This window comes from Microbacterium sp. As-52 (genome assembly GCF_049949185.1).
GTDB lineage: Bacteria > Actinomycetota > Actinomycetes > Actinomycetales > Microbacteriaceae > Microbacterium > Microbacterium maritypicum_A.
Window position 1 is genome coordinate 1,679,076 of sequence record NZ_CP188171.1, and the last position, 25,315, is coordinate 1,704,390.

24 protein-coding genes are annotated in these 25,315 nt (G+C 69.8%); 13 read left to right on the plus strand and 11 right to left on the minus strand.

Translation table 11 applies throughout. From position 1 onward, the window contains the following. Window positions 1-14: 14 nt before the first annotated feature. The gene (locus ACLFA2_RS08010) at window positions 15-1,199 is read right to left on the minus strand and encodes a C45 family autoproteolytic acyltransferase/hydolase (protein ID WP_136024580.1); all 1,185 of its coding nucleotides are present in this window, start codon (window positions 1,197-1,199) and stop codon (window positions 15-17) included. Window positions 1,200-1,302: 103 nt separating this feature from the next. On the opposite strand from ACLFA2_RS08010, the gene ACLFA2_RS08015 reads away from it, so the two are divergent. Further along, window positions 1,303-2,190, plus strand: a complete 888-nt coding sequence (locus tag ACLFA2_RS08015) for a MurR/RpiR family transcriptional regulator (RefSeq protein ID WP_021200156.1) — start codon at window positions 1,303-1,305, stop codon at window positions 2,188-2,190. A 97-nt stretch (window positions 2,191-2,287) separates the two neighbouring features. On the opposite strand, the gene ACLFA2_RS08020 is transcribed toward ACLFA2_RS08015, so the two are convergent. From ACLFA2_RS08020 to ACLFA2_RS08035, 4 genes are all read right to left on the minus strand, one after another. After that, complete coding sequence (locus ACLFA2_RS08020; protein WP_021200155.1) at window positions 2,288-3,196, minus strand: glycine betaine ABC transporter substrate-binding protein; 909 nt, start codon at window positions 3,194-3,196, stop codon at window positions 2,288-2,290. 52 nt (window positions 3,197-3,248) lie between these two features. Continuing rightward, the gene (locus ACLFA2_RS08025) at window positions 3,249-4,244 is read right to left on the minus strand and encodes an ABC transporter permease (protein WP_021200154.1); all 996 of its coding nucleotides are present in this window, start codon (window positions 4,242-4,244) and stop codon (window positions 3,249-3,251) included. Continuing rightward, window positions 4,244-5,545, minus strand: a complete 1,302-nt coding sequence (locus ACLFA2_RS08030; RefSeq protein WP_426622362.1) for a quaternary amine ABC transporter ATP-binding protein — start codon at window positions 5,543-5,545, stop codon at window positions 4,244-4,246. The genes ACLFA2_RS08025 and ACLFA2_RS08030 overlap by 1 nt, the downstream gene beginning before the upstream one ends. Before the next feature lie 353 nt (window positions 5,546-5,898). Next, window positions 5,899-7,110, minus strand: coding sequence for a class I SAM-dependent methyltransferase (locus tag ACLFA2_RS08035; RefSeq protein ID WP_426622363.1), 1,212 nt, complete (start codon window positions 7,108-7,110; stop codon window positions 5,899-5,901). Window positions 7,111-7,200: 90 nt separating this feature from the next. Here ACLFA2_RS08035 and ACLFA2_RS08040 point away from each other — a divergent pair, with 90 nt between their 5' ends. The 7 genes from ACLFA2_RS08040 (at window position 7,201) to ACLFA2_RS08070 (ending at window position 13,807) form a co-directional block, all read left to right on the plus strand. After that, window positions 7,201-8,193 (plus strand): ABC transporter ATP-binding protein, encoded by a 993-nt coding sequence (locus tag ACLFA2_RS08040; RefSeq protein ID WP_021200151.1) that lies wholly within the window; start codon window positions 7,201-7,203, stop codon window positions 8,191-8,193. Further along, window positions 8,193-9,815, plus strand: a complete 1,623-nt coding sequence (locus ACLFA2_RS08045; RefSeq protein WP_426622364.1) for an ABC transporter permease — start codon at window positions 8,193-8,195, stop codon at window positions 9,813-9,815. Before ACLFA2_RS08040 ends, ACLFA2_RS08045 begins: the two co-directional genes overlap by 1 nt. A 10-nt stretch (window positions 9,816-9,825) precedes the next feature. Then, the gene (locus tag ACLFA2_RS08050) at window positions 9,826-10,341 is read left to right on the plus strand and encodes a GbsR/MarR family transcriptional regulator (RefSeq protein ID WP_297557095.1); all 516 of its coding nucleotides are present in this window, start codon (window positions 9,826-9,828) and stop codon (window positions 10,339-10,341) included. A gap of 187 nt (window positions 10,342-10,528) precedes the next feature. Further along, the gene (locus ACLFA2_RS08055; protein WP_297557096.1) at window positions 10,529-10,918 is read left to right on the plus strand and encodes a GntR family transcriptional regulator; all 390 of its coding nucleotides are present in this window, start codon (window positions 10,529-10,531) and stop codon (window positions 10,916-10,918) included. Continuing rightward, window positions 10,915-11,829 (plus strand): ABC transporter ATP-binding protein, encoded by a 915-nt coding sequence (locus ACLFA2_RS08060; RefSeq protein WP_021200147.1) that lies wholly within the window; start codon window positions 10,915-10,917, stop codon window positions 11,827-11,829. The genes ACLFA2_RS08055 and ACLFA2_RS08060 overlap by 4 nt, the downstream gene beginning before the upstream one ends. Then, a complete protein-coding gene (locus ACLFA2_RS08065; RefSeq protein ID WP_021200146.1) occupies window positions 11,829-12,515 on the plus strand; it encodes a hypothetical protein in 687 nt (228 codons plus the stop codon). The genes ACLFA2_RS08060 and ACLFA2_RS08065 overlap by 1 nt, the downstream gene beginning before the upstream one ends. 182 nt (window positions 12,516-12,697) lie before the next feature. Beyond that, window positions 12,698-13,807, plus strand: a complete 1,110-nt coding sequence (locus tag ACLFA2_RS08070) for an FUSC family protein (RefSeq protein ID WP_029264723.1) — start codon at window positions 12,698-12,700, stop codon at window positions 13,805-13,807. A gap of 14 nt (window positions 13,808-13,821) precedes the next feature. On the opposite strand, the gene ACLFA2_RS08075 is transcribed toward ACLFA2_RS08070, so the two are convergent. After that, entirely contained in the window at window positions 13,822-14,412 is a 591-nt protein-coding gene (locus ACLFA2_RS08075) for a winged helix-turn-helix domain-containing protein (RefSeq protein WP_136024575.1), read from the minus strand. Window positions 14,413-14,486: 74 nt separating this feature from the next. On the opposite strand from ACLFA2_RS08075, the gene ACLFA2_RS08080 reads away from it, so the two are divergent. Continuing rightward, a complete protein-coding gene (locus ACLFA2_RS08080; RefSeq protein WP_136024574.1) occupies window positions 14,487-15,800 on the plus strand; it encodes an MFS transporter in 1,314 nt (437 codons plus the stop codon). Between the two features lie 33 nt (window positions 15,801-15,833). Here ACLFA2_RS08080 and ACLFA2_RS08085 read toward each other — a convergent pair whose 3' ends face one another. After that, window positions 15,834-16,052: an SCO4848 family membrane protein gene (locus tag ACLFA2_RS08085; RefSeq protein WP_029258825.1), complete on the minus strand. Its 219-nt coding sequence runs from the start codon at window positions 16,050-16,052 to the stop codon at window positions 15,834-15,836. 69 nt (window positions 16,053-16,121) lie between these two features. Between ACLFA2_RS08085 and ACLFA2_RS08090 the strand changes: the two genes are divergently transcribed. The 4 genes from ACLFA2_RS08090 to ACLFA2_RS08105 all read left to right on the plus strand — a co-directional run bounded on the left by ACLFA2_RS08090 (window position 16,122) and on the right by ACLFA2_RS08105 (window position 21,477). After that, entirely contained in the window at window positions 16,122-16,802 is a 681-nt protein-coding gene (locus ACLFA2_RS08090) for an RNA polymerase sigma factor (RefSeq protein WP_231479796.1), read from the plus strand. Then, window positions 16,799-17,254, plus strand: coding sequence for a hypothetical protein (locus ACLFA2_RS08095; RefSeq protein ID WP_021200140.1), 456 nt, complete (start codon window positions 16,799-16,801; stop codon window positions 17,252-17,254). The genes ACLFA2_RS08090 and ACLFA2_RS08095 overlap by 4 nt, the downstream gene beginning before the upstream one ends. 57 nt (window positions 17,255-17,311) lie before the next feature. Beyond that, complete coding sequence (locus ACLFA2_RS08100) at window positions 17,312-18,883, plus strand: S8 family peptidase (protein WP_021200139.1); 1,572 nt, start codon at window positions 17,312-17,314, stop codon at window positions 18,881-18,883. Between the two features lie 143 nt (window positions 18,884-19,026). Further along, on the plus strand, window positions 19,027-21,477 hold the full coding sequence (locus ACLFA2_RS08105; protein WP_426622365.1) for a CHAT domain-containing protein: 2,451 nt from the start codon (window positions 19,027-19,029) through the stop codon (window positions 21,475-21,477). Window positions 21,478-21,730: 253 nt separating this feature from the next. On the opposite strand, the gene ACLFA2_RS08110 is transcribed toward ACLFA2_RS08105, so the two are convergent. The 4 genes from ACLFA2_RS08110 to ACLFA2_RS08125 are packed head-to-tail and all read right to left on the minus strand — an operon-like array spanning window position 21,731 to window position 25,291. Then, entirely contained in the window at window positions 21,731-22,507 is a 777-nt protein-coding gene (locus tag ACLFA2_RS08110; protein WP_426622366.1) for a DeoR/GlpR family DNA-binding transcription regulator, read from the minus strand. After that, entirely contained in the window at window positions 22,507-23,361 is an 855-nt protein-coding gene (locus tag ACLFA2_RS08115; RefSeq protein WP_401124316.1) for a class II fructose-bisphosphate aldolase, read from the minus strand. Before ACLFA2_RS08115 ends, ACLFA2_RS08110 begins: the two co-directional genes overlap by 1 nt. Beyond that, a complete protein-coding gene (locus ACLFA2_RS08120) occupies window positions 23,358-24,302 on the minus strand; it encodes a 1-phosphofructokinase family hexose kinase (RefSeq protein WP_426622367.1) in 945 nt (314 codons plus the stop codon). The genes ACLFA2_RS08115 and ACLFA2_RS08120 overlap by 4 nt, the downstream gene beginning before the upstream one ends. Continuing rightward, entirely contained in the window at window positions 24,299-25,291 is a 993-nt protein-coding gene (locus ACLFA2_RS08125) for an ROK family protein (RefSeq protein ID WP_426622368.1), read from the minus strand. Before ACLFA2_RS08125 ends, ACLFA2_RS08120 begins: the two co-directional genes overlap by 4 nt. Window positions 25,292-25,315 lie beyond the last annotated feature (24 nt).

Sequence of the window (25,315 nt, forward strand, 5' to 3'; positions counted from 1 at the left end):
TCTCAATCTGTCGGTCAGGGGGAGGGGAGTTCGACGTGCGGGCCGTCGTAGAGGTTCCAGGGCAGCACCTCGTACTCGGTCTCGCAGGGGAATCCGTTCGCGACGCGGTACTCGCCGGTGGTGAGGTCGACACAGCTCGAGAGGAGCGTCGACCACTGCTTCACCGAGGGGGAGTCGGGATGCGGATGCGTGCAGACGCCCTCGGGGAAGCCGAGGTGATCCGACATCGCCTCACGCACGAGCGCGTAGCTCTGTTCGGGGTTCTCCGCACGCGCGACCGCCGCCAGCCCGGCCTGGACACGCGGCAGACGAAGCAGCGAATCCGCTGCCACCGGAAGGTAGGACCCGGCGAGCTGCGGCGGCACGGACGCCTGGAAGTGGTTGGTGTGCGCGATCACGCCGCGTTCGGGATAGATCCAGTCCACGCCGCTCGGCGTGGTCTCGAGGTCGATGCCGAATCCGCTGCGGTCGGCGAGGAGCGCATTGCTCGCGATATGGGGACGGGTCTTGACCAGCATCCTGAGCGCGCTCGCGATATCGCCCTGATCGAGCACGAGTCGGCGGATCAGGGTCTGCGGCACGCCGACCGCCGCTCCGAAGCTCCCCCCGAGCCCATTGGCGTTCAACGAGATGCCGGCGGAGTTGGCGCCGTGGCGTCCCACCTGCCCGGCTTCCACCTGCATGATCACCGTGGGAAGCGGATCCTGCACGACGCGGACGATGAGGGTCGTTCCCGCGGTGCGCGTGCGCCAGTCCCAGTTCTGCCCGACGAGCGTGTGCCCGGTGCCGCTGCCCTCACCCGTCAGGAAGAACGACGTGCATCCGTCGACGGCGTCGTCGCGCTCGTCGTCGGCGGCACGGACCGTGGTGCTCGTGACGCGCGACGGTCCCTGGTGGTCGTAGACGAACTCGCCGCGCACGTTCAGCGTGACGATCTCGGTGAAGGCGACACCCGCCCCCTCCGCGATCCCCCGCATCTCCTCGACGAGGTGCGGCGCGATCTGCTCGCTGATCGGAACCCATCGCGAGACGGAATCCGTGATCGCGGCCCAGCTCATGCCGGTCTGCTGGGTCAGCGCTTCCGTGTAGTACTCGATCGAGCCGGCGATGAGGTCGGCGGCGGCCTCGCCGTATCGGCGCCCGCGCTCGCGGGGCGCCCCACTGATCTCGATCGTGCGGATCGGTGTCATGGCCGCCATGTGACCTCCCTGTCAGGTGCGCCTGTTGCGCAATGTGGTTGCACCCGAGATGATTGAATCATCCGTTACGGATGATGCGCCTCTCGAACAGAATGATACAGCAATGGAACCGTTTGTAACAAGCGATACAGAGAACCCCGCGCTCTCCGGCCTCCGCGCGCGCATCGCCAGGACGTGGAACGATCTCTCGAAATCCGAACGTGCCGTCTGCCGCGTGCTCTCATCGACGTCAGCCGAGCACATCCTCTATGCGAGCGCCGCCGAACTGGGCACCCAGAGCGGCACCTCGAACGCCTCCGTCGTGCGCACCCTGCAGAAGCTCGGATACTCGGGCCTCTCACATCTGAAGCAGGAGGTGGCCGCTCCGTTCTCGAGCAGCGTCTCGCCCGAGGTGCGCCTCAAGACCCGCATCGAGCACATCGGCCAGGATCTCGCCCGCATCCAGCAGGAGACCTGGGATGAGGCGGCGTCGCTCATCGAACTCGCCCGCAGCTCGAACGACGACGACGCGTATTCCGCCGCCATCACGCTGCTCATGCGCGCCGAGAGCATCTATTGCTACGGCCTCGGCGCCTCCGGGATCGCCGCCGAGAACCTCGCACTGCGCCTACGACGCACGGGACTCTCCACTCGACGGCTCAGCACCGACGGATTCCGTCTCGCAGACGAGGTCCTGAACCTTGGGGCGAAGGACGTCCTCGTCATCTTCGCGCCTGGACGGGTCACCCGCGACATCGATGTGCTCCTGGACCACGCGCAGTTGATGGGCGCCGGCGTCATCCTCGTGACCGACGAGCTCCACGAGAGGCTCTCCTCCCGTGTCGACGCGATCCTGACCGCACCGCACACCCCCACAGGGCTGACCTCCGAGAGCCTCTCGGCGATCCTGATCTCGGACGTGCTGGTCCAGGGCATCTCCGCCGTCGCCCCCGATGCGGCACTGCGTTCTTCGCAGCTGCTCAACGACGTTCGGGCACGACTGGGCTACTGAGCCCCCACGCAGAAGCTCCGGTCGCCCTTCCTGTCGCCCGGCGGACCGGGAAGCGGCAGGAAGGGCGACCGGAGCACACCTCTGAGACGGGTTCGCGTCAGCTGGTGACGGCCCAGTCGAACTGGTCGCCGTACTCCTTCAGCCACGCGTCGACCGCGTCGGCTTCCTTGCCCTCGCCGTACTCGTTCACCACGAGGTCTTCGAGTGCGCCGTACTGCGCGTCGTCGAGCTTGATCTTCTCGATCAGCTCAGCGGCCTCGGGGAACTCCTCCGCGAAGCCCTTGGTGCCCAGGAAGTGCAGGCCCTCGGCCTTGCCCATAGCGCCCTTCGGGTCTTCGAGGTCCTTCACGGGGAAGGCATCGTTGGCCCAGAACGGACGCCACAGCGTCACGACGATGTCCTCCTGCTTGTCGGTCGCGGTCTTCAGCTCGGTGAGCATGGCCGCGGTCGACGAGGTCACGAGTTCGTACTCGCTGTCGAGTCCGTACTCGGGCATCATCTTCTGGGTCTGGGCGGTGAGACCCGCGCCCGGCTCGATGCCGTAGATCTTGCCGTCGAACTCGGCACCCTTGCCCACGAGGTCCTCGATCGAGGTGAGCTCGGAGTACTCGGGCACGGCGAGCGTGAGCTTGGCATTCTCGTAGTACTTGCCCAGATCCTCGATGTCGTCGCCGTACTTCTCCATGTACGAGGCGTGGGTGAGTTCGGGCCACGCCGACGGGTACATGTCGACGTCACCCTGCGCGAGTCCGGTGTAGAGCGGCCCCGCCTCGGTGAGCGTCTTCATCTCGACCGTGTAGCCGATCTTCTCGAGCTGGTCCTGCAGCAGGTATGCGGTGCTGAGGCCGTCGGTCCACGAGGGCAGGAAGCCCAGCGTGATCGTGCCCTTGTCGTCGGCCGAGCCGTCGCCGCCGCCCGTGCCGCCCGCACCGTCGCCGCTGCATCCGGCGAGGGTGAGCGCCGCTGCGGCACCGAGCGCTGTGATTGCGAGGATCTTCTTCTTCATGTGATTTCTCTCTCTTGCGTTCCGTATGGGTGTTGTTTCGTAGGGGTGTGAGTCAGTGCACTCCGCCACCGACGGCGTTGCGTCGCGGAGCGACTTCGGCACGTTCCGCCGCAGCCGCGGCATCCTGCTGCTCGATGACCTCGGGAGCGGGAGCGGATGCTGTTCCGCCACCGTTCGGAGTGCGTCGACGCTCGATCATGCCGAGCAGCGACGACCGGTTCTCGCCCGGCGCGCCCAGCGCCGCGGTGACGCGGTCGAGGAAGACCGCGATCAGCACGACGCCGAGGCCGGCCTCCACGCCCTTCGGGATGTTGATCGTCGAGATCGCCTCGACGACCATCTTCCCGAGACCGTCCGCGCCGGCCATACCGGCGATGACCGCCATCGACAGGGCGAGCATGATGACCTGGTTGACGCCGGCCATGATGGTCGGCATCGCGAGCGGCAGCTGGATACCGCGCAGGATCTGGCCGGGCTTCGCACCGAAGGCCTGTCCCGCCTCGACGGTCTCGGAGTCGACGCCACGGATGCCGAGCTCGGTCAGGCGCACACCCGGAGGCAGCGCGAAGATCACGGTGGCCACCAGGCCTGGCACCACGCCGATGCCGAAGAACACGATCGCGGGGATCAGGTACACGAACGCCGGCATGGTCTGCATGAAGTCGAGCACGGGCTTGAGCACCGCGCGCACCGTGGCGTTGCGCGCCGACCAGATGCCGAGCGGCACGGCGATCAGTACCGCGATCACGGCGGCGACGAGCACCAAGGCGAGAGTCTGCATGGCGGGGACCCAGAGGTCCATCCCCACGATCAGCGCGAACGACACGATCGTGCCGATCGCGAGCTGCCACGAGCGCACGACCCAGGCGATGAGTGCGGCGATCACGATGATGACCACGAAGTTCGGGGCGAGGAGCGCTCGGGTGAGGCCGTCGACGAGGAAGCTCATCACGAACGAGATCACATCGAGCAGGCCGTCGAGGTTGTCCTTGATCCAGTCGACAGCGGACTCGATCCAGGTTCCGATGGGAATGCGGAAGCCATCCATCAGCGCACCTCCTCCGTGGTCGGGGCGTCGACCGGGTCGGCGGTCCACCGGTCATCGAGCACGGCATCGATCTCGGCCTGGGGCATCGGCATCATCGGCAGGGTGATCTCCTCGGTCGCGCCGGGCCCGGGGCCGAGGGCGGCGAGCAGGGTGACGCGCGGGATCACACCCACGAGACGGCCGTCGGCGTCGATCACGGCGAGCGGCAGCGGAGACTCGACGGCGGGGACGAAGAGGTTCATCAGCACGTCGTCCTCGCGCACGCTCTGCAGCACGGGCTTGATGATCGAATCGAGGGTGGTCGCGCCGTTGCGCACGAGCTTGACCGCATCCCGGTCGGTCACGACGCCCACGAGCTGCCGGTCGCGGCCGACGACGTAGGTGGCCGACATGTACGCGTCGCGCATCTGCCGCAGCGCCGTGCGGGGGCCGGCGGTGTGCGGCACGACGGGGCGCGGGCGCTCCATCACGTTCGCGGCGGTGAGCACGCGAGCGCGGTCGACGTCCTGCACGAACTGCTCGACGTAGTCGTTGGCCGGGTCCATCAGGATGTCCTCCGGCGTGCCGATCTGCACGATACGGCCGTCGCGCATGACCGCGATGCGGTCGCCCAGGAACATGGCCTCGTTCAGGTCGTGGGTGATGAAGACGATCGTCTTCTGCAGCTTCTGCTGCAGTTCGAGCAGCTGCTCCTGCATCTCGCGGCGGATCAGCGGGTCGAGGGCACTGAACGCCTCGTCCATCAACAGGATGTCGCTGTCGGCGGCGAGCGCACGGGCGATGCCCACGCGCTGCTGCATTCCGCCGGAGAGTTCGGAGGGGAGCTTCTCGCCCTGGCCCTCGAGGCCGACCAGGGAGAGGATCTCCTCCGCCTTGGCCAGACGCTCGGCCTTGGGAGTGCCCTTGAGCTCGAGCGGGTAGGCGACGTTCGCGGCGACCGAGCGGTGCGGCAGCAGGGCGAAGTGCTGGAACACCATCGAGATGCGGTCGCGACGGATCTCGCGGAGCCTCGATGACGGGATGCCGGTGATCGGGTCGCCGTTGACGGTGACGGTGCCGTCGGTGACGTCGTGCAGACCGTTGAGCATGCGGATGATGGTGGACTTGCCCGATCCGGACAGCCCCATGATGACGAAGATCTCACCGCGGTTGACGGTGAAGCTGGCGTCGATGACCGCCGCGGTACCGGCATCCGCGACGGCGGCACGGCTCTCACCGGCTTTCAATCGACGGACGGCGGTGTTCGGATTCTTACCGAAAACCTTGTACAGATGGCGCGCTTCGAGAGCGATTTCGGACACGTTTCCCCCGCGGCTCGCCTTCGGGTGGCTGAGCCTGCTTCGGTTACGCCCGGGTGAGGCTCTCGGGGCCGTTCGACGTGTTCGCTGTGGCGGCACAGACGGCGGATTTCGGATCCGCCGCGATAGAGCATCGACCGTACGTCCACGCCTCTTCGCAGCACAGCTCATCGAAAGAAGGACGTGGTCGCGGACTGGTCTTCGGGCCGTCAGGCCCACGTTCCAACGTAACGAAATGGCCGATCAGGGGCAAATCCTGGGTCCGCGGCGCGCTCGGGTTTCCGTCGCTGACCGGGGAATTGCACGGGTATTCAACAATCCCTCCGCGTGGCTGGCGGCAGGCCGGAATCGCCCTCTCAGGAGCCGCGGATGCTGCGTGTCACGGTGAACTTCGGTGTACGTTCCACCTGCACCGTCGCACCGACCAGCCGGGTGAGTTCGGGGCGGTACGCGAGCGAAGAGTTGTAGACGGTGAAGAGTTCGCCGCCCGGTCGGAGCAGGCGTGCCGCGGCCTCGAACAGGCGGGTCGCCGCCCCCGTGTGGATGCTCGCGCCGAGGTGGAACGGCGGGTTCAGCAGGATCACGTCGAAGGAGGCGTCCGGCAGCTCGGAGGCCGCGTCGTCATGGGTGACCGTGACCCGGTCGGCGACGCCGTTCGCGGCGACCGTCGCCTGCGCGGATGCCACAGCGGCGGCGGATCGGTCGGTCGCCGTCACACGCGCATCGGGGTGAGCGAGCGCGTACGACACGGCGAGCGCTCCCGTGCCGCAGCCGAGATCGAGCACGCGTGGCGCGGCGGCCGGCGGCTGAGCACGGAGTACGTCGAGCAGCACACGCGTGCCGATGTCGAGGCGCGCGCCCGCGAAGGCTCCGCCATGGGCGACCAAGGTCAGCCCGCCATGCTGCGCGGTCACGGGGTACGGCGGATCGACGGGGACCGGCAGGGCTTCCGACGCCACGATCAGACGCGACTTCCGCTCGGCGCGTTGGGGCTGAACGCGGGCGAAGCTGCGTCCCAGCACCTCGTTCTGGGTGAGGGTCATGTGCTTCACCCGCCCTCCGGCGACGAGCACCACGTCGGGAGCCGCCCAGCGGGCGACCGCATCCGCGATCTCCTCGAGCTCCGCGAGCGCCTTCGGCAGCTGCAGCAGCACCAGTTTCGCGCCGGTGAGCAGTTCGGCATCGAGCTCGCGGAGGCGGAACGGTTCGTCGAAACCCAGACCATCCGACTCCCCCTCGGCGTGTTGCGGGGCGACGCGCCGCACCGGGGCGTCCTCGTCTCCGTCTCGGCCGTCCGCGACGGCGAGTCCGAGCTCCTCGGCGTTGCGCAGCAGAGCCCGCCGACCGGTCGCGAGGTCCTGATGCACGCGGATGCCGTGTCTCCCGGCGGCGACGAGAGCGAGGGTGATCGCACCGTACTCGTCGCCGATGACCACGGTCTCGGAGCCGGCGACATCGAGCGCGAGCGCCCGTTCGACGAGCAGCAGATCGGTCGCGTCATGAGCCTGGAGGTTGTCCGCCTCGACGTCGGGCCAGCGGCGCAGGCGGCTGTAGGGGAACTCCGGCACCAGCCCACTGTACGCGGCGGCCGTAAGGATTTCGCATGCGTTGTTTTCGCCCGATTCACAAGTTTGTGAATCGGGCGTACGCTCCCGCGCATGACCACCGTCATCACCACCCGGAACCTCACCAAGCACTACGGCCACGTGCACGCTCTCGACGGCCTCGACCTCACGGTCGAACACGGCCAGGTGCACGGCTTCCTCGGCCCGAACGGTGCGGGCAAGTCGACCACCATCCGCGTCCTCCTCGGCCTCGCGCGGCGCACCGGGGGCGAGACGACCGTGTTCGGTGAGGACCCCTGGAATCGCGCGGTCGAGCTGCATCGACGCATCGCGTACGTTCCCGGTGACGTCAGCGTCTGGCCCAACCTGTCGGGAGGTGAGGCCGTCGATCTGCTCGCCCGGCTGCGGGGAGCGCACACCAAGGACCCCGCCTACCAGCACGAGAAGAAGCGGCTGATGGACGCGTTCCAGTTCGATCCGCGCAAGAAGGGCCGCGCCTACTCGAAGGGAAACCGGCAGAAGGTCGCCCTCATCGCGGCGTTCGCGGTGCCCGCCGACCTCTACATCCTCGACGAGCCCACCAGCGGCCTCGATCCCCTGATGGCGGTCATCTTCCAGCGCGAGGTCGCCCGTGCGCATGCGAACGGTGCGACCGTGCTGCTGTCGAGCCACATCATGAGTGAGGTCGAGCAGTTGTGCGACCGGGTGTCGATCATCCGCGCCGGCCGCATCGTCGAGACCGGCACGCTCACGGAGCTGCGGCATCTCACGCGCAGTGACGTGTCGTTCACCCCCTCCGGAGCCACCCTCGAGCAGGTCGCCCGCATCCCGGATGTGCACAGCCCGGAACAGCAGGGCGACCGCATCCGCCTCGCCGTCGACAGCGACCGCACGGCCACCGTGCTTCCCGCGCTCGCGGCCCTCGGCATCAGCGACCTGCGCGTCGCGCCGCCTTCGCTCGAGGAGCTGTTCCTGCGCCACTACGGCGATGACCTCGCGACGCTCGAGGCCGCGGAGGACGGTCGGACGGACGACGCGAGCCCCTCCACCCGCCGCGAGCGGCGTGCGCAGAAGGAGCGTGCGTGATGAGCGCCTTCGGAGTGCTGCTCCGACAGCGGCTGCGGCGTGACCGGCTGCAGCTGACCCTGTGGATCGTCGGCACGGCACTGATGGCGTTCGCGGGGTACGCCGGTGTCAGCCAGTCGTACGCCACCCTCGCCGACCGGCAGAACATCCTGGCCGCGGCGCTCGCGAACCCGGTGATCCTGATGTTCCGCGGCCTCCCCTCCGGCACATCCGAGGGCGCCTTCCTCGCCTTCGAGGTGCTGCCGTGGCTGGCGCTGCTCGCCGCGCTCATGAGCACGTTCCTCGCCGTGCGGCACACCCGCGGCGATGAGGAGGCCGGGCGCGCCGAGCTCGTGTGGGCGACACCGGCCGGACGCCGCCTGCCGACGATCGCCACCATCGTGCACGGCATCCTGGCGAACGTCGTGCTGGCCGCGCTCACAACGCTCGCGCTGGTCGCCACCGGACTCCCGGCGGGAGGATCGCTCCTCACCGGAGCTGCGGCCGCGTCGTGCGGCATCGCATTCCTCGGCATCGGCCTGCTGGCCGCGCAGTTCATGCGCACCTCGCGCGGGGCGAACTCCCTGACGGTCTGGGTGCTCGTGGCGACGTTCCTGATCCGCGGCATCGGCAACGCGGCAGGAACCCCGAGCGATGACCTCACGAGCATGACGAGCGCCTGGCCCGCCTGGCTCTCCCCCTTCGGCTGGGTCGAGCAGACCCGCCCGTACGACACCGATATCGTCTGGCCGATGCTGCTCGGGCTCGGTTTCGGGTTCGTGCTCGCCGGTGCCGCCGTCGCCCTGCAGTCGCTGCGCGACATCGATGCCGGTTTCGTCGCGGAGCGCCTCGGCCGGGTCTCGGCACGACCGACCCTCGCCTCGCCCCACGCCCTGGTGTGGCGGCTCACCTCCGGCTCGATCGTGGGCTGGGCGATCGGAGGCGCCATCACGGGTATCCTCGCCACCACGCTGAGCGGGCTGGTCGACCAGATCTCGGGCGAGAATCCGGCCGTCGCCGACATTCTGAAGAAGATCGGAGGCGCGACGGGCGGACTCGACGAGGTCGTCGTCACGGTGTTCTTCACCCTGCTCGGGATCCTGGCCGCGTGCTGTGCCGTACAGACGGTGGTGCGCGCGCGACAGGAGGAGGCCCATGGCACCGCCGAGGCCGTGCTCGCCACCCCGGTCGGTCGCGTGCGCTGGCTCGCCAACTTCGTGATCGTCGGGATCGTCGCGGTGCTGATCGTGGTCGCCGCCGCGGTGCTCGCCGGCTGGGCGGGTGTCTGGTCGAACGGCGGCGACGCGTCGCTCTACCGCATCGTCGCGGTGGCCGGGCTCGGCCAGGCGGTCGCGGCCTCGATCTTCGCGGTGCTCACTGCGCTGGTGTTCGTGCTCCTCCCCCGGGCGACGACAGCGGTGGCGTGGAGCCTCGTGCTGCTCGCGGCCCTGCTCGGCATGTTCGGCCCCCTGTTCGGTCTGCCGGAATGGAGTGCGAACCTCTCCCCGTTCGCCGTGACCCCCGTGGTGGACGGCAGCGGCGTGGACGTGCGCGGCCTCTGGTGGCTGATGCTCGCGCTGGCCGCTGGAGCTGCAGGATCCCTGGCCCTGATGAGGCGGCGCGAACTCGCCCCCGGAGCATAGGAGGACTCCGATGGCCGACGACAGCACCGACGACCTCGACCCCGAGGCGTCGATTCGCCACAGCGACTCCCACCGCGGGATGGAACCCGCCGAGCAGGCCGCGGCCATGATGACCGCGGCCGGGATGCCACGCATGCCCGCCCGCGTGATGATGGCGCTGATCGCCGCCCCCGAGGGCGGATACACCGCCGCCCAGCTCGGCGAGCGCCTCGGGGTCTCGGCAGCCGCCGTCTCCGGTGCGGTGCGCTACCTGCAGCAGCTGCACTTCATCCAGCGCCGCTCACGACCCGGCGACCGGCGGGACCGCTACGAGTTCGTGCACGATCCGTTCTACAGCTCGATCGTCGGGAACATGCCGGTGTACTCGCGCCTGTCGGAGTACATCGACGACATCGCCGCCGCGCACGAGGACGACCGGGGCGCGCATGACCGGGCCGTCGAGCTGGCCGAATTCTTCCGCTTCCTCTCCGTGCGCATGCTGCAGATCGTCGAGGACTGGCGCGAGCACCGCCGCGACGGCGACTGACCGCAGCATCCACCCGTCGGCCGAAACGGAGACCATCCGCGTGCGCTCCGGCGTGCCGCGCGTCGACGCGCCGAGCCCGAGACGAATGCTCTGGGTTTTCGCACGCGAGACGACGAGGGGTTGACACCCGCGCGGGTTACATGGTTACTTAGTCGAGTAAGTAACCCACTAACCCAGCGGAGGACTCGTGATCGAAGAAGGCAAGCCGCTCTTCCTCCAGATCGCCGAGCAGATCGAGGACTCGATCGTCGACGGCTCGCTCGCCGAGGAGGCGCAGGCCCCTTCCACGAACGAGCTGGCCGCGTTCTATCGCATCAACCCCGCCACCGCAGCCAAGGGAGTCGCCATGCTCACCGACAAGGGAGTGCTCTACAAGCGCCGAGGCATCGGCATGTTCGTCGCCGACGGCGCCAGGGAGCTGCTCCTCGGCGAGCGCCGTGCCGCCTTCGCCGACCGCTACATCGACCCGCTCCTCGCCGAGGCCCGCACGCTCGGGCTCGGCGCCGAAGACCTCGCGGCCCTGCTCCGGCAGCGCGCCGCACTGACCACCGACGCAGAAGGGAAGACCCCCGCATGACCACCGTCATCGAGGTGCAGAACCTCAGCAAGCGCTACAAGGAGAAGCGAGCCCTCGACAACGTGTCGCTCGCCATCGAGGGTGGCGCCATCTACGGCCTCCTCGGTCGCAACGGGGCAGGGAAGACGACACTCATGTCGATCCTCACGGCCCAGAACTTCGAATCGTCCGGCACCGTGAAGGTGTTCGGCGAGCACCCGTATGAGAATGCGCACGTGCTCAGCCGGATCTGCTTCGTCCGCGAGAGCCAGAAGTACCCCGACGACGCGTACCCCAAGCACGCCTTCAAGGCTGCGAGCCTGTTCTTCCCGAACTGGGACCAGTCGCTCGCCGACGAGCTCATCGCCGAGTTCCAGCTGCCGATGAAGCAGACCATCAAGAAGCTCTCCCGCGGACAGCTCTCCGCGGTCGGCGTCATCATCGGACTCGCCTCGCGCGCCGAGATCACGTTCTTCGACGAGCCCTACCTCGGCCTCGACGCCGTCGCCAGGCAGATCTTCTACGACCGTCTGGTCGAGGACTACGCCGAGCACCCGCGCACCGTCATCCTCTCGTCGCACCTGATCGACGAGGTCTCCAACCTCATCGAGAAGGTCATCGTGATCGACAACGGCCGGATCCTCCTGAACGAGGACACGGATGCGGTGCGTGACCGCGCCGTGACCGTGGTGGGTGACGCCGCGAAGGTCGACGCCTGGGTGGGAGCCCGCGAGGTGCTGCACCGTGAGGCGCTCGGCCGCGTGGCCTCCGTCACCGTCCTCGGTGCCGTGTCCCCGGCGGAGCGCGCGGAGATCACGGCCTCCGGGCTCGACCTCGCGCCGGTCTCGCTGCAGCAGCTGATCGTGCGCCTCACCCAGAAGGCCGAGGCCGACTCCACGAGATCGGCCATCACGAAAGAGGAGGTGCGCTGATGCGACGCACGCTCAACGTCATCCGCCTGCAGATGATCAATCGACAGACGTTCATCTGGGTCCCGCTGATCGTCCTCGCCGGAGCAACACTGATCTCGGTGCTGATCTACGCGATGATCCCGGGGGACTCCCCTAAATACGGCGGCGGCGGCCAGGCGCCCCTCTGGTACTTCTTCGCCATCGGGCTGTCGGCGATGACGCTCACGTTCCCGTTCTCCCAGGCGATGAGCATCACACGTCGCGAGTTCTTCTTCGGCACGATGCTGACTGCGGTGCTCGCCAGCACGTTCATGGGCGCACTCTTCCTGGTCGGTGGAGGCATCGAGGTCGCCACGAACGGCTACGGCGTGAACGGCTGGGTGTTCTATCTTCCGTGGCTGTGGGAGGCGGGTCCGCTCGGGGCCTTCATCGTCTACTTCACGCTCGCGCTGTTCTTCTTCGTGGTCGGCTTCACGGGCGCCACGATCTACAAGAGCTGGGGGCTGACGGTCCTGACGATCACGTGGATCGCGCTGGCACTGATCCTCGTCGGAATCGTGTACCTCGTGACCAGGCTCGAGCTGTGGGGACAGGTCTGGACCGGGATCGGCGATCTGGGGGCCCTCGGCCTCGCGCTGTGGGGCCTCGTGGTCACCGCGGCCCTCATGGGCGTCTCGTTCCTCGCATTCCGCAGAGCCATCCCCTAGATCCGACCGCCTCGTCGACGCCGGTCGCCCTCCCGGGCGGCCGGCGTCGCGTGTGCGCGCTACCCGTAAGCGCCCGAGGACGCAACCCGCTCGCCCCCGACGCACAGGACGCATAGGCTCGCGGAGCCACCCGCCCCGACAGCACACGCCCCGACCGCGCCCACCCCGACCGAGAGGACGCCGTGCCCCAGACCCGCACCCGGCTCCGGGTACGACGAGCAGGAGTCCAACGCGCACTCCACGACGCCGTCCGCCCCGCCCGCCTCCTGCTCGTGGCCAAGACGACCCTCGCGGTCGGACTGGCCTGGATGATCGCCCCGCACATGCCCGGGGTCACCGACGAGTACCCCTACTACGCTCCGCTCGGGGCCCTGTTGAGCATGTACCCGACGCTGATGGGTTCGGCGAAGTCGAGTCTGCAGACGCTGCTCGGCCTCGCCACGGGCATCGGGCTCGCCACGATCGTGGTGCTGACGATCGGCCCGACCTGGTGGAGCATCCCGCTGGTGGTCGGGGTCGGAGTGCTGCTCTCCGGTACGGGCTGGTTCGGTGTCGGTCGCGAGTACGTGCCGATGGCCGCGCTGTTCGTGCTGATCATCGGCGGGCAGGACGCCGATGACTACTCGCTCGGCTACCTGACCCAGACTGCCGTCGGGGTGATCGTCGGGTTGCTGGTGAACCTCATCATCGCGCCGGCACCCCTGACCGTCGCGGCAGCCGGGCGGGTGGCGGCCTTCCGGGAGCAACTGGCCGCGCACCTGCACGACATCGGCTCCGCGGTCTCGGAGTCGTGGCCTCCGGAGCACGAGCAATGGGCCGACGATGCGGCCTCGCTCGCCGACACGTCCTCCGCGCTGCGCTCGGCTCTGACGGAGGCGGACGAGAGCAGACGCGGCAACCCTCGCGCCATGGGCCATCGCACCCGGATCCAGCAGAGCCACGATGAACTCGCCGCCCTCGACCGCATCGCGCACCTCATCCGCGACATCTCCGACGAGATCGCCGACACCATCTGGGATCGGCCGGCCGGCCTGGCGCTCGACCCCGCCCTGCCGGATCCCCTGTCCGCGGCCTGTCACGCGGTCGCCGACGTGATCGCTCGCGGTGACGCCTCCTCCAGTGACGATCACCGCGCTCGCGGCGAGGCGGCCCGTGCGATCCGACTGCTTCTCGAGACCGTCGACGACCGCACCATCGATGTCCGGCGGTCGATGGGACCCGGCGTGCTCACCGCCATGCATCTGCGGCGCATCCTGATCCTGAGCGGTGCGTCCGCCCCGGCGGAGGAGTAGCAGCCTGAGCGGCGTCAGATGGTGTCGTCGGCGGCGATCAGATCCAGTTGCCAGTACCGGCCCTCGGAGTCGGAGCTGTCGTGGGCATCGTCGGCAGCGCTCAAGACGTCGTTGATCTTCACCATCACGTCGTCGAACTCCGACTCGGTGAGCCGGATCGTGCGCTGGGTGAAGGCGGCGTGCACCTCGGCCGTGCGCCCGGCCACGTACTCCGGGGTCCAGGCCATCACCCGGCGGATCAGATCCTGATGGTCCTCGACGAGGGCGGCGATCACCGCAGAGCCGAGAGCCTCGTCGGCGACGGGGCTCTCGGGCCCTCCGACGTTGAGCGCACCCTTGTGTCCGGTCCAGACACGATCGCGCCGATCGCGGGCCTTGTCGGGCGCCTCTTCGATGAGCCCGGCGTCGGCGAGCGCGCGCAGATGGAAGCTCGCACTGTTCGCCGGCACACCGAGCTCGGTGGCGATATCGGCGGCGCGGAGGAACTCCCGCCGCGAGAACAGCCGGATCATCTGGCGCCGCAGTGGGTGCGAGTAGGCCTTGAGCATGGCCGAGGTCATCCAGACGGGATCGTCGCTGGTGCTCTTCGCGGTGTCCTCCGTCATGTGCCGATCCTACCCGCACCCAGAATTGCGCAATAAGAGTTGCGCAATAGTTCTTGCGCATCTATTCTCAGGACATGACCACCGTCACCGCGCCCCACCGCCTGTGGCGCAACACCCGATACCTCACCTGGCTGGTGAGCGACACCAGCAAGGGTCTCGCGGCCTCGCTGTTCGGCTTCGCCATCCCCCTGCTCGCACTGATCGTGACGAACGATCCCGCCCAGGCCGGCATCATCGGCGGTGCCGGCATGGTCGCCCGACTCCTCATGACCCTGGCCGGCGGCGTGCTGGCCGACCGCCACCGCCGCATCGCGTTGATGCTCCTCGGCTCCCTCATCGGCATCGTGCTCGCGGGCGGCTTCACCCTTCTCGCCCTCGGCGATGCGATGACGTTCGGGTCGCTGCTGGTGATCGACGTGCTGCTCGCCGCGCGCAGTGGGCTCTTCGACGTCGCGGGCGAGAGTGCGATCAAGGAGATCGTGCCCGACGACGCGATGGGCCGTGCCCAAGCCGCGAACCAGGGACGCGATGCCGCTCTCCAGCTCGCAGGCGGTCCGCTCGGCGGCCTGCTGCTGGGCGTGGGCGGATGGCTCGTCGGCGTGGTCATGACGCTGTGTCACGCGATCGCGGCCCTGACCGCGTGGATGCTGGGGCGTCAGGTGCGCCGTGCTGGAATGATCGACACGGGTGCGGGTGACGTCGCCGAGCCGAGTACCGTCGTCGAGCCCGGTGTGGCCGTGAAGCCGAACGCCTGGGCGGAACTGCGCGAGGGATTCGGCTGGCTGCTCTCCCGCCCCGACCTCGGCGGAGTGCTGCTCATCACGACGGTCATCAACCTCGGCTTCAACGCCACGATCACGACCATCATCTACGCCCTCCAGCAGGACGGCTACTCCGAGCTGCTGATCGGCACCCTGAGCGCGTCGATCGGAGCCGTGATGCTCGTGGGCGCGGTCTGTGCACCGCTGCTCGTGCCGAGGATCAAGGCCGGCGTCCTGACCATCGCCGGACTCACGGTCGTCTCGATCGGCGCGATCGCCCTCTCGATGGTGACCGATCCCTGGGCCATCGCGGTGGTGCTCGGCGCCTCGGTCCTCCTGATCCCCGCGCTCAACGCCGGGATGATGGGCTACTTCATGGTCGCCACCCCGAGCCATCTGCTCGGTCGTGCCAACAGCGCCGCCGGAGTCCTCGGCATGGGTGCGATGCCGCTCGCACCGCTCATCGCGGGCTTCGGGCTCGCGTGGATCGGAAGGGAGTGGACCATCCTGATCTGCGCCGCACTGTGCCTGATCTCGGTCGTGCTCGCCGTGAGCAACCGTGCGCTGCGGGCGCTCCCGGTCGAGTCAGGCTGGGCCGCGCACGCGAAGCAGTACGAGACGGTTTGACGCCGCGCGGCGGAGAGGCCCGACCCTTCCGGCCTAGAGAACGCCGGTCAGCGCCGCGATGCCGGCGAGCAGGGAGACCAGGGCGAGCACGAGCGCGATCCCGATGAGCACCGCGTGCACCTTGAGGAACGCGGTGGCCCTGCCGTTCTCATCCCGCGCCCGCGGATCCTTGGCGACGCGCTTGTAGAACTGCGGCCAGACGAGAGCGTTGAAGACGGCATTGAGGAAGAGCACGACGGCGAGGGGGATCACCCCTCCACGCTATCGGCGTCACCTATGCGCGCGACCCACCGGGGAGCCGCGGGATTCTTGGATGCAGACATGTATCAGAAAGCCCTTGCCGCGCTCCTGGTAGGTGTGATCACAATGGGCTTCATGATCGACGGTGCACCCGGCACCGCTCACGATCCTGCCTCGGACGACGGGCGCGCACGCTGGGAGCGCGCCGCGGATCTGTTCGGTGCATGGCGCGAGAGCGACGGCCGCGCGATGGACGAGCTCGTACGGCTGATGACGCCCGTGCTCTGGCACGTCGTGCGCGCGTACGGGCTCGAACGCACGCTCGCCGAAGACGTCGTGCAGACCACGTGGCTGCAGCTCGTCCGCGGTCACGGGTCGATCAGCGATCCTCGCGCCGTGTCTGCCTGGCTCACGACCACCGCGCGCCGCGAGGCCTGGAAGGTCGCGAAGGCGCATGGCAAGGTCGACACGGCCGAAGCAGACGACCTCGACACGCTTCTTCCCGAGCAGGCCTCGGCTGAGGAGCACGCGGCGCTCGGCGACGAGAACCGTCGCCTGTGGTCGGCCGTGCGCCGCCTCAACGAACGCTGCCAGAAGCTGCTGCGTGTGATCGCTTTCGAGGATCGCCCCGACTATGCACGCATCGCCAGCGACCTCGCCATGCCCATCGGAAGCATCGGCCCCACACGCAATCGGTGCCTCGCCAAGCTGCGCGCCCTGCTGGACGCGCCGCCGACAGCGCAGACAGGGGGACTCGCATGACCGAGCATGAGGATGCCCAGATGTTCGCCCGGCTCCGCTCCCTGTGGAGCGAGGTCGATCCGATGCCCGCCGGCCTGATCGATCGCATGGTCGCCGCGGTCGCCGCCGACGGCCTGAACCGCGAGTACGCGCTTCTGACCCTCGTGGAGGGACAGTTCGGCGCGGTGCGGGGCGAAGCGGATGCGCTCACCCTGCAGTTCAGCGACGGCTCCACGAGCATCCTGCTGCACGTGACGACCACCGCGTCCGGTCACCGCCGCGTCGACGGCTGGGTCGACACCGCTGCCGCGGAGATCGTGCTGACGCAGGGCGAGAAGACACGGTCGGTCTCGCCGGAGGAGACAGGACGCTTCGTGTTCGACGATGTGCCTCCCGGCCTCACACGCGTGAGCCTGACGACCGTGATCGGGGACGAGACGCGCACCCTCGCGACCCCGCAGTTCGAGCTGTGATCGCGGGCACCGCCCGTCGATGAGGACGCGGGGCGACCCGCACGGAGAGGATGACGCATGGATCAGCCCAAGGGATGGACCTGGCAGGACCGCGCGGAGGGATCGATCCGCCGGGGCACGGCACTCGACCCGAGCACGGAACCGGTGGACGGCATCCGCGCGTTTCCGACGGCGTACCTGCCGGAGCGGCTGCTGATCACCCGCGCCCTCGGCGACGAAGAGGCCTACGACCGCGAGGTGCGCACCCTGCGTGATGCAGCCGACACCTTCGGATGGCAGCTCGAGATCGAGGACGGCACCCGCTCGGCACTCGACGGCGAGCTGGTTCCGGGAGTCCCCGGCTTCCTGCGCGCACGGCTGCGCACCCCCGACGAACCGGTCCGCGGCGAATCGCCCGTCGCACCCGACGCCTGGCGCGTGCTCCAGCGCGCCCGCCGCATGTCCCGCTCCACGATGCCGCGCACGAGCCTCGACCACGTGCTGTCCATCGACCCGGTCGGGCTCAATCCGTTCACCCGGACGAACCCGTTTACCCGCACCAACCCGTTCACGCGCACCAACCCGGTGCGCGGCGCCGGAGGGGGCGCGGGCGGCAGCGACGACTACCTCGAGCCCGGACGCGGCGCGCGACAGCCCGTCACCTGGTTGGGCCCCGCTCCGGTGCGCGGGCCCGCACCGAAGCGCGGACGGCGGCCCGTCGTCGCGGTGCTCGACACCGGCTGCGGCGAACACGCCTGGCTGCCCGCCGACATCGTCACCCGCACGGTCGACCTCGACGGCGTGCCGGTGGGGCTGACCGACGACGCCGACCCGGAGCGCTACCCCGACCTGTACGGGCAGCTCGACGGCGAGATCGACGCGGTCGCCGGGCACGGCACATTCATCGCCGGGCTCGTCCGACAGGCGGCCCCGGATGCCGATATCCTCTCCATCCGGGTGGCCGGAGCCCTCGGAGTGGTCGACGAGAGCACCCTGCTCGAGACCGTCGCCCAGGTCGTGACGCTGCTCGCCCGCCACCGGGAGGATCCGAACACGGGCTTCCCGATCGATGTGCTGAACCTGTCGCTCAGCTACTACCACGAGACACCGACCGACGGACTCTTCAGCCTCACGCTGTACCAGCTGCTCGCCAAGGCGCGCGAGCTCGGATGCGTGGTGGTGTGCTCGGCCGGGAACGACGCGATCGACCGCCCTTCCTTCCCCGCGTCGCTCTGGCCCTGGCCTGGTGCCGACAATGGCATCCGCCCCGACAAGGACGCGCCGCTCGTCTCGGTCGGAGCTCTCAACCCGTCGGCGCAGTCGGTCGCCCTCTTCTCGAACATCGGCCCCTGGGTCCGGGTCTATGCACCGGGCGCGGCCGTGGTGAGCACGTCACCCGCGTTCGTGGGCGGCACCCAGGCGGTGACGAGGGCCGACGTCGACGGTCTCCGCCGCGAGACGATCGACCCCGACGACTATCGCGGCGGATTCGCGATCTGGAGCGGCACCTCCTTCTCCGCCCCGTACGTGGCCGCGCGCGTCGCCGCGCAGCTCGGCACCGTGCCGGTCGGCGGTGTCAGCCCCGGAGCCGCGGCGAAAGCCGTCGCCGCGGTGCTGAAGTCGCTTCCGGATCCCGTGGACTCCGCCTGATCGATCGCGCCTGATGCACCCGGCCTGATGTACCCCCGGGACGAGCCGTCCGTACCGATGCGGGCGGCCCGTCCTGGTGCGCGGGGTGCTCCGCGGAATCCGGGCTCTTCCCTTGCAGACCCGACGCACGGCATTCTGGAGGGATGCCCCTGTCCGCGATCGAGCTGCACCGGCGCGGCGTCGAAGCGGCGAACGCCCGACGATTCACGCAGGCACGACGCGCGCTCGACACGGCATCCACCCGCACCGACGACCCCGACCTCCGCGCGCGCATCGACGGCACGGTCGCCTACGTGCTCGCGCAGACCGGAGAGCCCGCGGCCGCCGAGCAGCTGTGCCGCGAGGCCCTCGGCCGAACGGGCCTCCGTGCGGAGACGATCACGGTGCTCAGCGGCCAGCTCGGCACACTTCTCATGCACGGCGGACGGCTGGCCGAGGCGGAAGTCGAACTGACCCGCGCCATCGACACGCTCACGGCGATCGGAGACGAGACCACCGAGCTCGCGAACTGTCTGATGAACCGTTCGGTGGTGCGGATGCAGCAGCGCGAGCTCGAGACCTGCGTCGAGGATCTGCGGCGCGCGGTGGCCGTGTACGAGGCGAACGACGATGACGAGCCCCTGGCCGAGGCGCGACACAATCTCGGTTACGCGGCGCTGCTCGGGGGCGACCTCGTCACCGCGCTCACCCTGATGACCCGTTCCCGTCCGAAGCTCGCCGCGATCAGCGACCTCGCCGCGGCGATCAGCGACCTCGATCGGGCGGAGGTGCTGCGCGACGCGGGCCTCACGACCGAGGCCGAGGCACTGCTCGAACAGGTCGCCGCCCAGTTCGGCGCGCAGCGGATGCGGCAAGCCAGGGGCGAGGCGGAATTCCACCTCGCCCGCTCGCTGCTGCGACATGATCCCGCCGCCGCAGAGCGGGCGGCCCGCAGCGCCGCCCGACGTTTCACCGCACTCGGGAATCACGGGTGGGCGGCGCGTGCCGAAGCGGTGCGCCTCGAGGCGCAGCAGCGGGCGAAGCCGCACCGCCCCATCGACGGCGACGATTTCGCGCGCACCGCGAAGGCGCTCGACCAGGGCGGCTTCCGCACCGAGGCGACAGGACTCCGCCTGAGCGCTCGGCGTGACGGTTCCGGCCGGCTGCCACGGCTGGACGATGCGGCCCCGACGCCCCTGCGCCTGCGTGCACACGAGGTGCGCGCCGCTCGCGCCGCAGCCGCCGGTCGCGACCGCGATGCCCTCCGGGCAGCCGCCGATGGCCTCGATCTGCTCACCGCCTGGCAGCAGTCGTTCGGCGCTCTCGACCTGCAGGCGTCGGTCGCGATGCACGGCAGCGACCTGATGTTCGCCGGACTCTCCGCGGCCGCTCGACGGCGCGACCCCGCCCTCCTGTTCGAGTGGTCGGAGCGTGCGCGGCACCTCAGCCAGCAGGTCGCCCCGGTGCGCCCCCCGCACGACGAATCCCTCGCGGTCGATCTGGCGGAACTGCGCATGCTCCGTGCCGAGCTGGCCGGCGCCGACTGGACGACGGATGCGAGGGTGCGCGCCCTCCGTGATCGGGTGCGCGAACGACAGTGGGCGGCGACCGGCTCAGGCGGCACGCGCGAACGGCTCGGACTCACGGAGGCGATGGCGCTGCTCGATCCCGACCTGGCCGTCCTGTCATACGTGTTCACCGGCACCGATCTGCATGCGGTCCTGGTGACCACCGCGGGTGCGACCGTCGTCGATCTGTCCTGGTCGCGGGTGCAGTCGGCGCTCGACGGCCTCCGCGCCGACCTCGACATGGCCGCCCTGACCCGTGGCGGCCTGATGGGCGAGGTCACCGAACGGGCGCTCGCCTCGCGCCTGGCGATCCTCGACGCCGAGCTCCTCGCGCCGCTGCTGCTCGCCGCGCCGTCCGCAGCGAGACTGGCCATCACGGTACCCGGAGCGCTCGGTGGAGTTCCGTGGGCGATGCTCTCCGGCATGTCGGGCACCCCGTTCACGCTCGCGACATCCGTCTCGCGCCTGCTGGCCAGCCCCTCCCGCACGATCACGCGGCCGGCCTCGGTCGGATTCGCCGCCGGTCCGCGTGTCGCTCGCGCCGGTGACGAGGTCGAACGGGCAGCGGCGGCCTGGCGACGCGCCGGGGTGGCACCGCAGACCCTGCTGACCGGGGAGGCGACGGTCGCCGCGGTCACAGAACTCGCCGCAGCCACCGATGTGCTGCACATCGCCGCGCACGGCAGGCACGCGGTGGACAACCCGCTGTTCTCCGGATTCGAGCTCGCCGACGGCATCCTCTTCGGCTATGACGTCGATCTCATTCCGCGGGTCCCGGCGACGGTGATCCTCTCGGCCTGTGAGCTCGGACGCTCGTCGGTGCGCTGGGGCGAGGAGGCATTGGGCATGACGCGGGTGTGGCTGCACGCCGGTGCCGACTGCGTGATCGCCGCCCCCGTCGCGGTCCCCGATGATGTGGCCGGCGATCTGCTCAGCGCTGTGCACACCGGTCTCTCCGCGGGTGCCGCACCGGCCGTCGCGCTCGCGAGGGCCGCGGTCGACACCGGCGTGAACGCGCCGTTCCAGTGTCATGGAAACGGATTCTGACTTTTCCTCCATTCGGTGTATCAGAACCGATGCCGCACGCTCCTGTTCTTCGGAAGGTGCCATGCGAAGGGCCTCGAAGGGTGAGGCGCGAGGGAGGCGCAGTCGGATCTGGGGATCAGGCGCACTGGGGAGCGCGAGTACGACACGGACACCATCTGCTCGGGGGCGTCGCGGCATGCAGCCGCGACACCCTCAGAGGGCCTCGACGATCTGGGGACGTCGGGGCCCTCGGGGTGTCCGACAGCGTCCGGGCTCAGGCGACCAGCACCGCGTATCCGGCCGCGCGGAGGGCGGCGAGCACCTCGGGATCCGCTCCGGCGTCCGTGATGACGGTCGGGAAGAGGTCGACGCCGCCCACCGTCGAGAACGCCTCCACGCCGAGCTTGCTGCCGTCGGTCACCACGACCGCACGCCGGGCCCGCTGGGCCATCATCCGGTTCACCGCGGCTTCGCGCTCGTCCTGCGTGGTCGCACCGGCGACGGCGTCCATCCCGTTCACGCCGATGAAGGCGATGTCGAGCCGCACCCCGCGCAGCAGCTGCTCCACGAACGGACCGACCAGTTCGTAACTGCGCGAGTGGATGACGCCGCCGGTGACGACGACCTTGATGTCGGGGCGGGTGGCGAGCTGGGCGGCGATGTTCACGGCGTTGGTGACGACCGTGATGCCGCCGTTGCCCGAGAGGTCGTCGCGCGCGGCGAGCGCTGCGGCGATGGCGGTCGTGGTGGTTCCGCCCGAGAGTCCGACGACCATGCCGGGGGCGACCAGGCCGGCGGCGGTCTGCGCGATGCTCGCCTTCTCGTGCGTGCGCAGGTGGCTCTTGTAGCGGATGGGCAGCTCATAGGCGACGGTCTGCGCCACCGCACCGCCATGGGTGCGGGTGAGCAGGCGCTGCTCGGCGAGGGTGTCGAGGTCTCGGCGTGTGGTCGCCGACGATGCCTCGAACCGTTCGACCAGCTCTTCGACCGTCACCTCGCCCTTCGCGGCCAGGAGGTCGAGGATCGCGTTCAGCCGAGCCGCCCGCTTCATCAGGCGACCGATTCCGCCGGCTGCAGCGCGAACAGCCGCAGCATCCGCGCCGCTTCACCGGCGAGGGCGTCGCGGGCGGGGGCGAGGTATTTGCGGGAGTCGACGAGACGCTCATCGGCGTCGAGCTTCTCGCGCACCGCCCGCGTGAAGAACCCGTTCAGGTGCGTCGAGACGTTGATCTTCGTCATGCCCGCCCGCACGGCGTCGGCGATCACGGCATCCGCGACGCCGGAGGACCCGTGCAGCACCAGCGGCACCGGCAGGGCCTCGTGCAGTCGTGCGATCAGGTCGAGGTCGAGGGACGCCGTGCGGTCGGTCATCGCGTGCGAGGAACCCACCGCGACCGCGAGCGCATCGACGCCGGTGGCCGCGACGAACGCACGCGCCTCGTCGGGGTCGGTGCGCACACCCGGAGCGTGCGCCCCGTCCTTGCCCCCCACCTCGCCGAGCTCTCCCTCGACGTAGACCCCCGCCTCGTGGGCACGGGCGGCGACCTCCGCCGTGAGAGCCACGTTGTCGTCGTAGGGCAGGGCGCCGCCGTCGAACATGACCGAGCCGAAGCCCAGCGCGATGGCCTCGTCGACCAGTTCGGGCCGCTCAGCGTGATCGAGGTGCACAGCCACGGGCGTCTGCGCGCGCCTGGCCACCGCGAGCGTGGCGAGCGCAATGGGCTCGAGCCCGCCGTGATAGTCGGCGCAGTTCTGCGAGATCTGCAGGATGACGGGCAGCTGCGCGAGGGCGGCGGCCCGCACCAGCCCCTCGGCGGTCTCGAGGTGGATCACGTTGAAGGCGCCGATGCCGGTGCCTTCGGCGGCAGCGGCGGAGACGAGGTCGCGAGCGGAGACGAGGGTCACGAAGGGTCCTTCCGGAACGATTCAGGATGGGGATGCGAGATGCGGAGCTGTTGCTCGAGCTCCGTCCAGCGCGACGAGATGTCGCCGGCCAGCGGGGTCAGCACCGCGGCGGCGGACCAGGCGGTGGCCCGGCGAAGGATCTGCTCGGGATCGCGCACCCCCTCGGCGTACAGCACGGCGCAGGCGGCGACCCCGGCATCACCGGCGCCCGTCGGGTTGCCCGCGAGGGGTTCGTCGAGGCGAGCGTGCACGAGTGCGGACGCCGTGACCGCGAGCATGCCCTCGGCCCCCAGCGAGAGCAGCACGAGTTCGGTGCCCCGGGCGATCAGCGATCGGGCCCCTTCGACAGGGTCGGCGATGCCTGTGGCCTCGACCAGCTCGGCCGCGTTGGGCTTGAGCACTGCGGCTCCGGCCTCCGCCGCGCGCAGCAGAGCGGGTCCGGAGGTGTCGACGATCACCGGCACTCCGGCGTCCTTCCCCACCGCGATGAGCATGGGGAGCAACGACTCCGGCGCGCCAGGCGGCACACTGCCGGACACGACCAGCACTCGCGCACCCGACAACCGTTCGACGATCTCGGCGAGCAGCGCCGCCCATTCGGCATCGGTCGGATTCGCACCCCGCTCGTTGATGATCGTGGTGTCGCCGAGCGCCTCATCGACCACCGCGATGCTGCGGCGGGTCTCCGCGGCGACCGCCACCAGCGCGTTCGGCACACCGCTCGTGCGCAGCTCCGCGGCGAACTCCTCGCCGACCCGACCGCCCACGGTGGTGACCGCGAGCACGTCCGCACCCTCGGCGTGCGCCACCCGCGCGACGTTGAGTCCTTTGCCGCCGGCACGAGCGGCCCCGGCATCCGCCCGGTGCGTTCCGCCCTCGACGAGCCGATCGACGCGCCAGGTGAGGTCGAGGGCGGGGTTCGGAGTGACGGTGAGGATCATGTGAGCTCCCGTGCGCGGAGAGCGGCGCCCAGCAGCCCTGCGTTGCCGGAGAGCTCGGCGGGGACCAGCGCCGGGATGCGATGGAAGCTGAGCCGGGCGGCCAGGCGCGTGCGCAGCTCATCGAACAGGGCGCCGCCGGCGCGGGAGAGCCCGCCGCCGATGACCACTGCTTCCGGCGCCACGACGGCGGTGAGCTGAGCCAGAGACATCGTGAGCGCGTCGAGCGCGGAGTTCCAGATCTCCGCGGCCACCTCGTCGCCGGCCGCCGCGCGGGCGATCACGTCCTTCGCTCCGTCCGGAGCGATCCCGGTCGCCTCGCGATACCGCCGGGCGATGGCACCGGCCGAGGCGACGGCTTCGAGGCAACCGCGTGCGCCGCACGCGCAGATCGGCCCGTCCGCGATCGGGGAGTGCCCGATCTCACCCGCGTAACCGCCGGCGGTGTACGGGACGCCCCCGACCAGCAGCGCACCGGCGATCCCCGTGCCGATCACGAGCACCACCGAATCGGCGTAGTCGCGCGCGCCACCGAGTCGGCGCTCCGCCCAGCTCGCGGCACGGACATCGTGGTCGAAGGCCACGGGCAGCCCGAGGCGTTCAGCGGCGAGGTCGCGCAAGGGCGAGTCGTGCCAGCCGAGGTTGCTCGCGAAGACGCCCAAGCCGGCATCCGCATCGACGATCCCGGGCACGACGAGTCCCACCGCCTGCGGCACGACAGAGGGGTGCGCGGCGCGGAGCTCCTCGGCCAGCACCTCGAGACGCTCGAGCAGCACCTGCGTGCGGTCGCCCTCGGTGATCGGCGTGGGCGTGCGGCGCAGTCCGAGGGCGGTGCCGTCGGCGTCGAACAGGGCCGACTTGATGTCGGTGCCGCCCACGTCGAACGCCAGCACGGGGGCACCGACGCCGAGCGTGCGCACGGCGGCGAGCTTCTCACCGGTCGCGTCTCGCTCGACGTCGGGAACGGCATCCGTCCCGTCAGCTCGGGTCATGGTCAGCTCCGGCGGCGGGTTGCG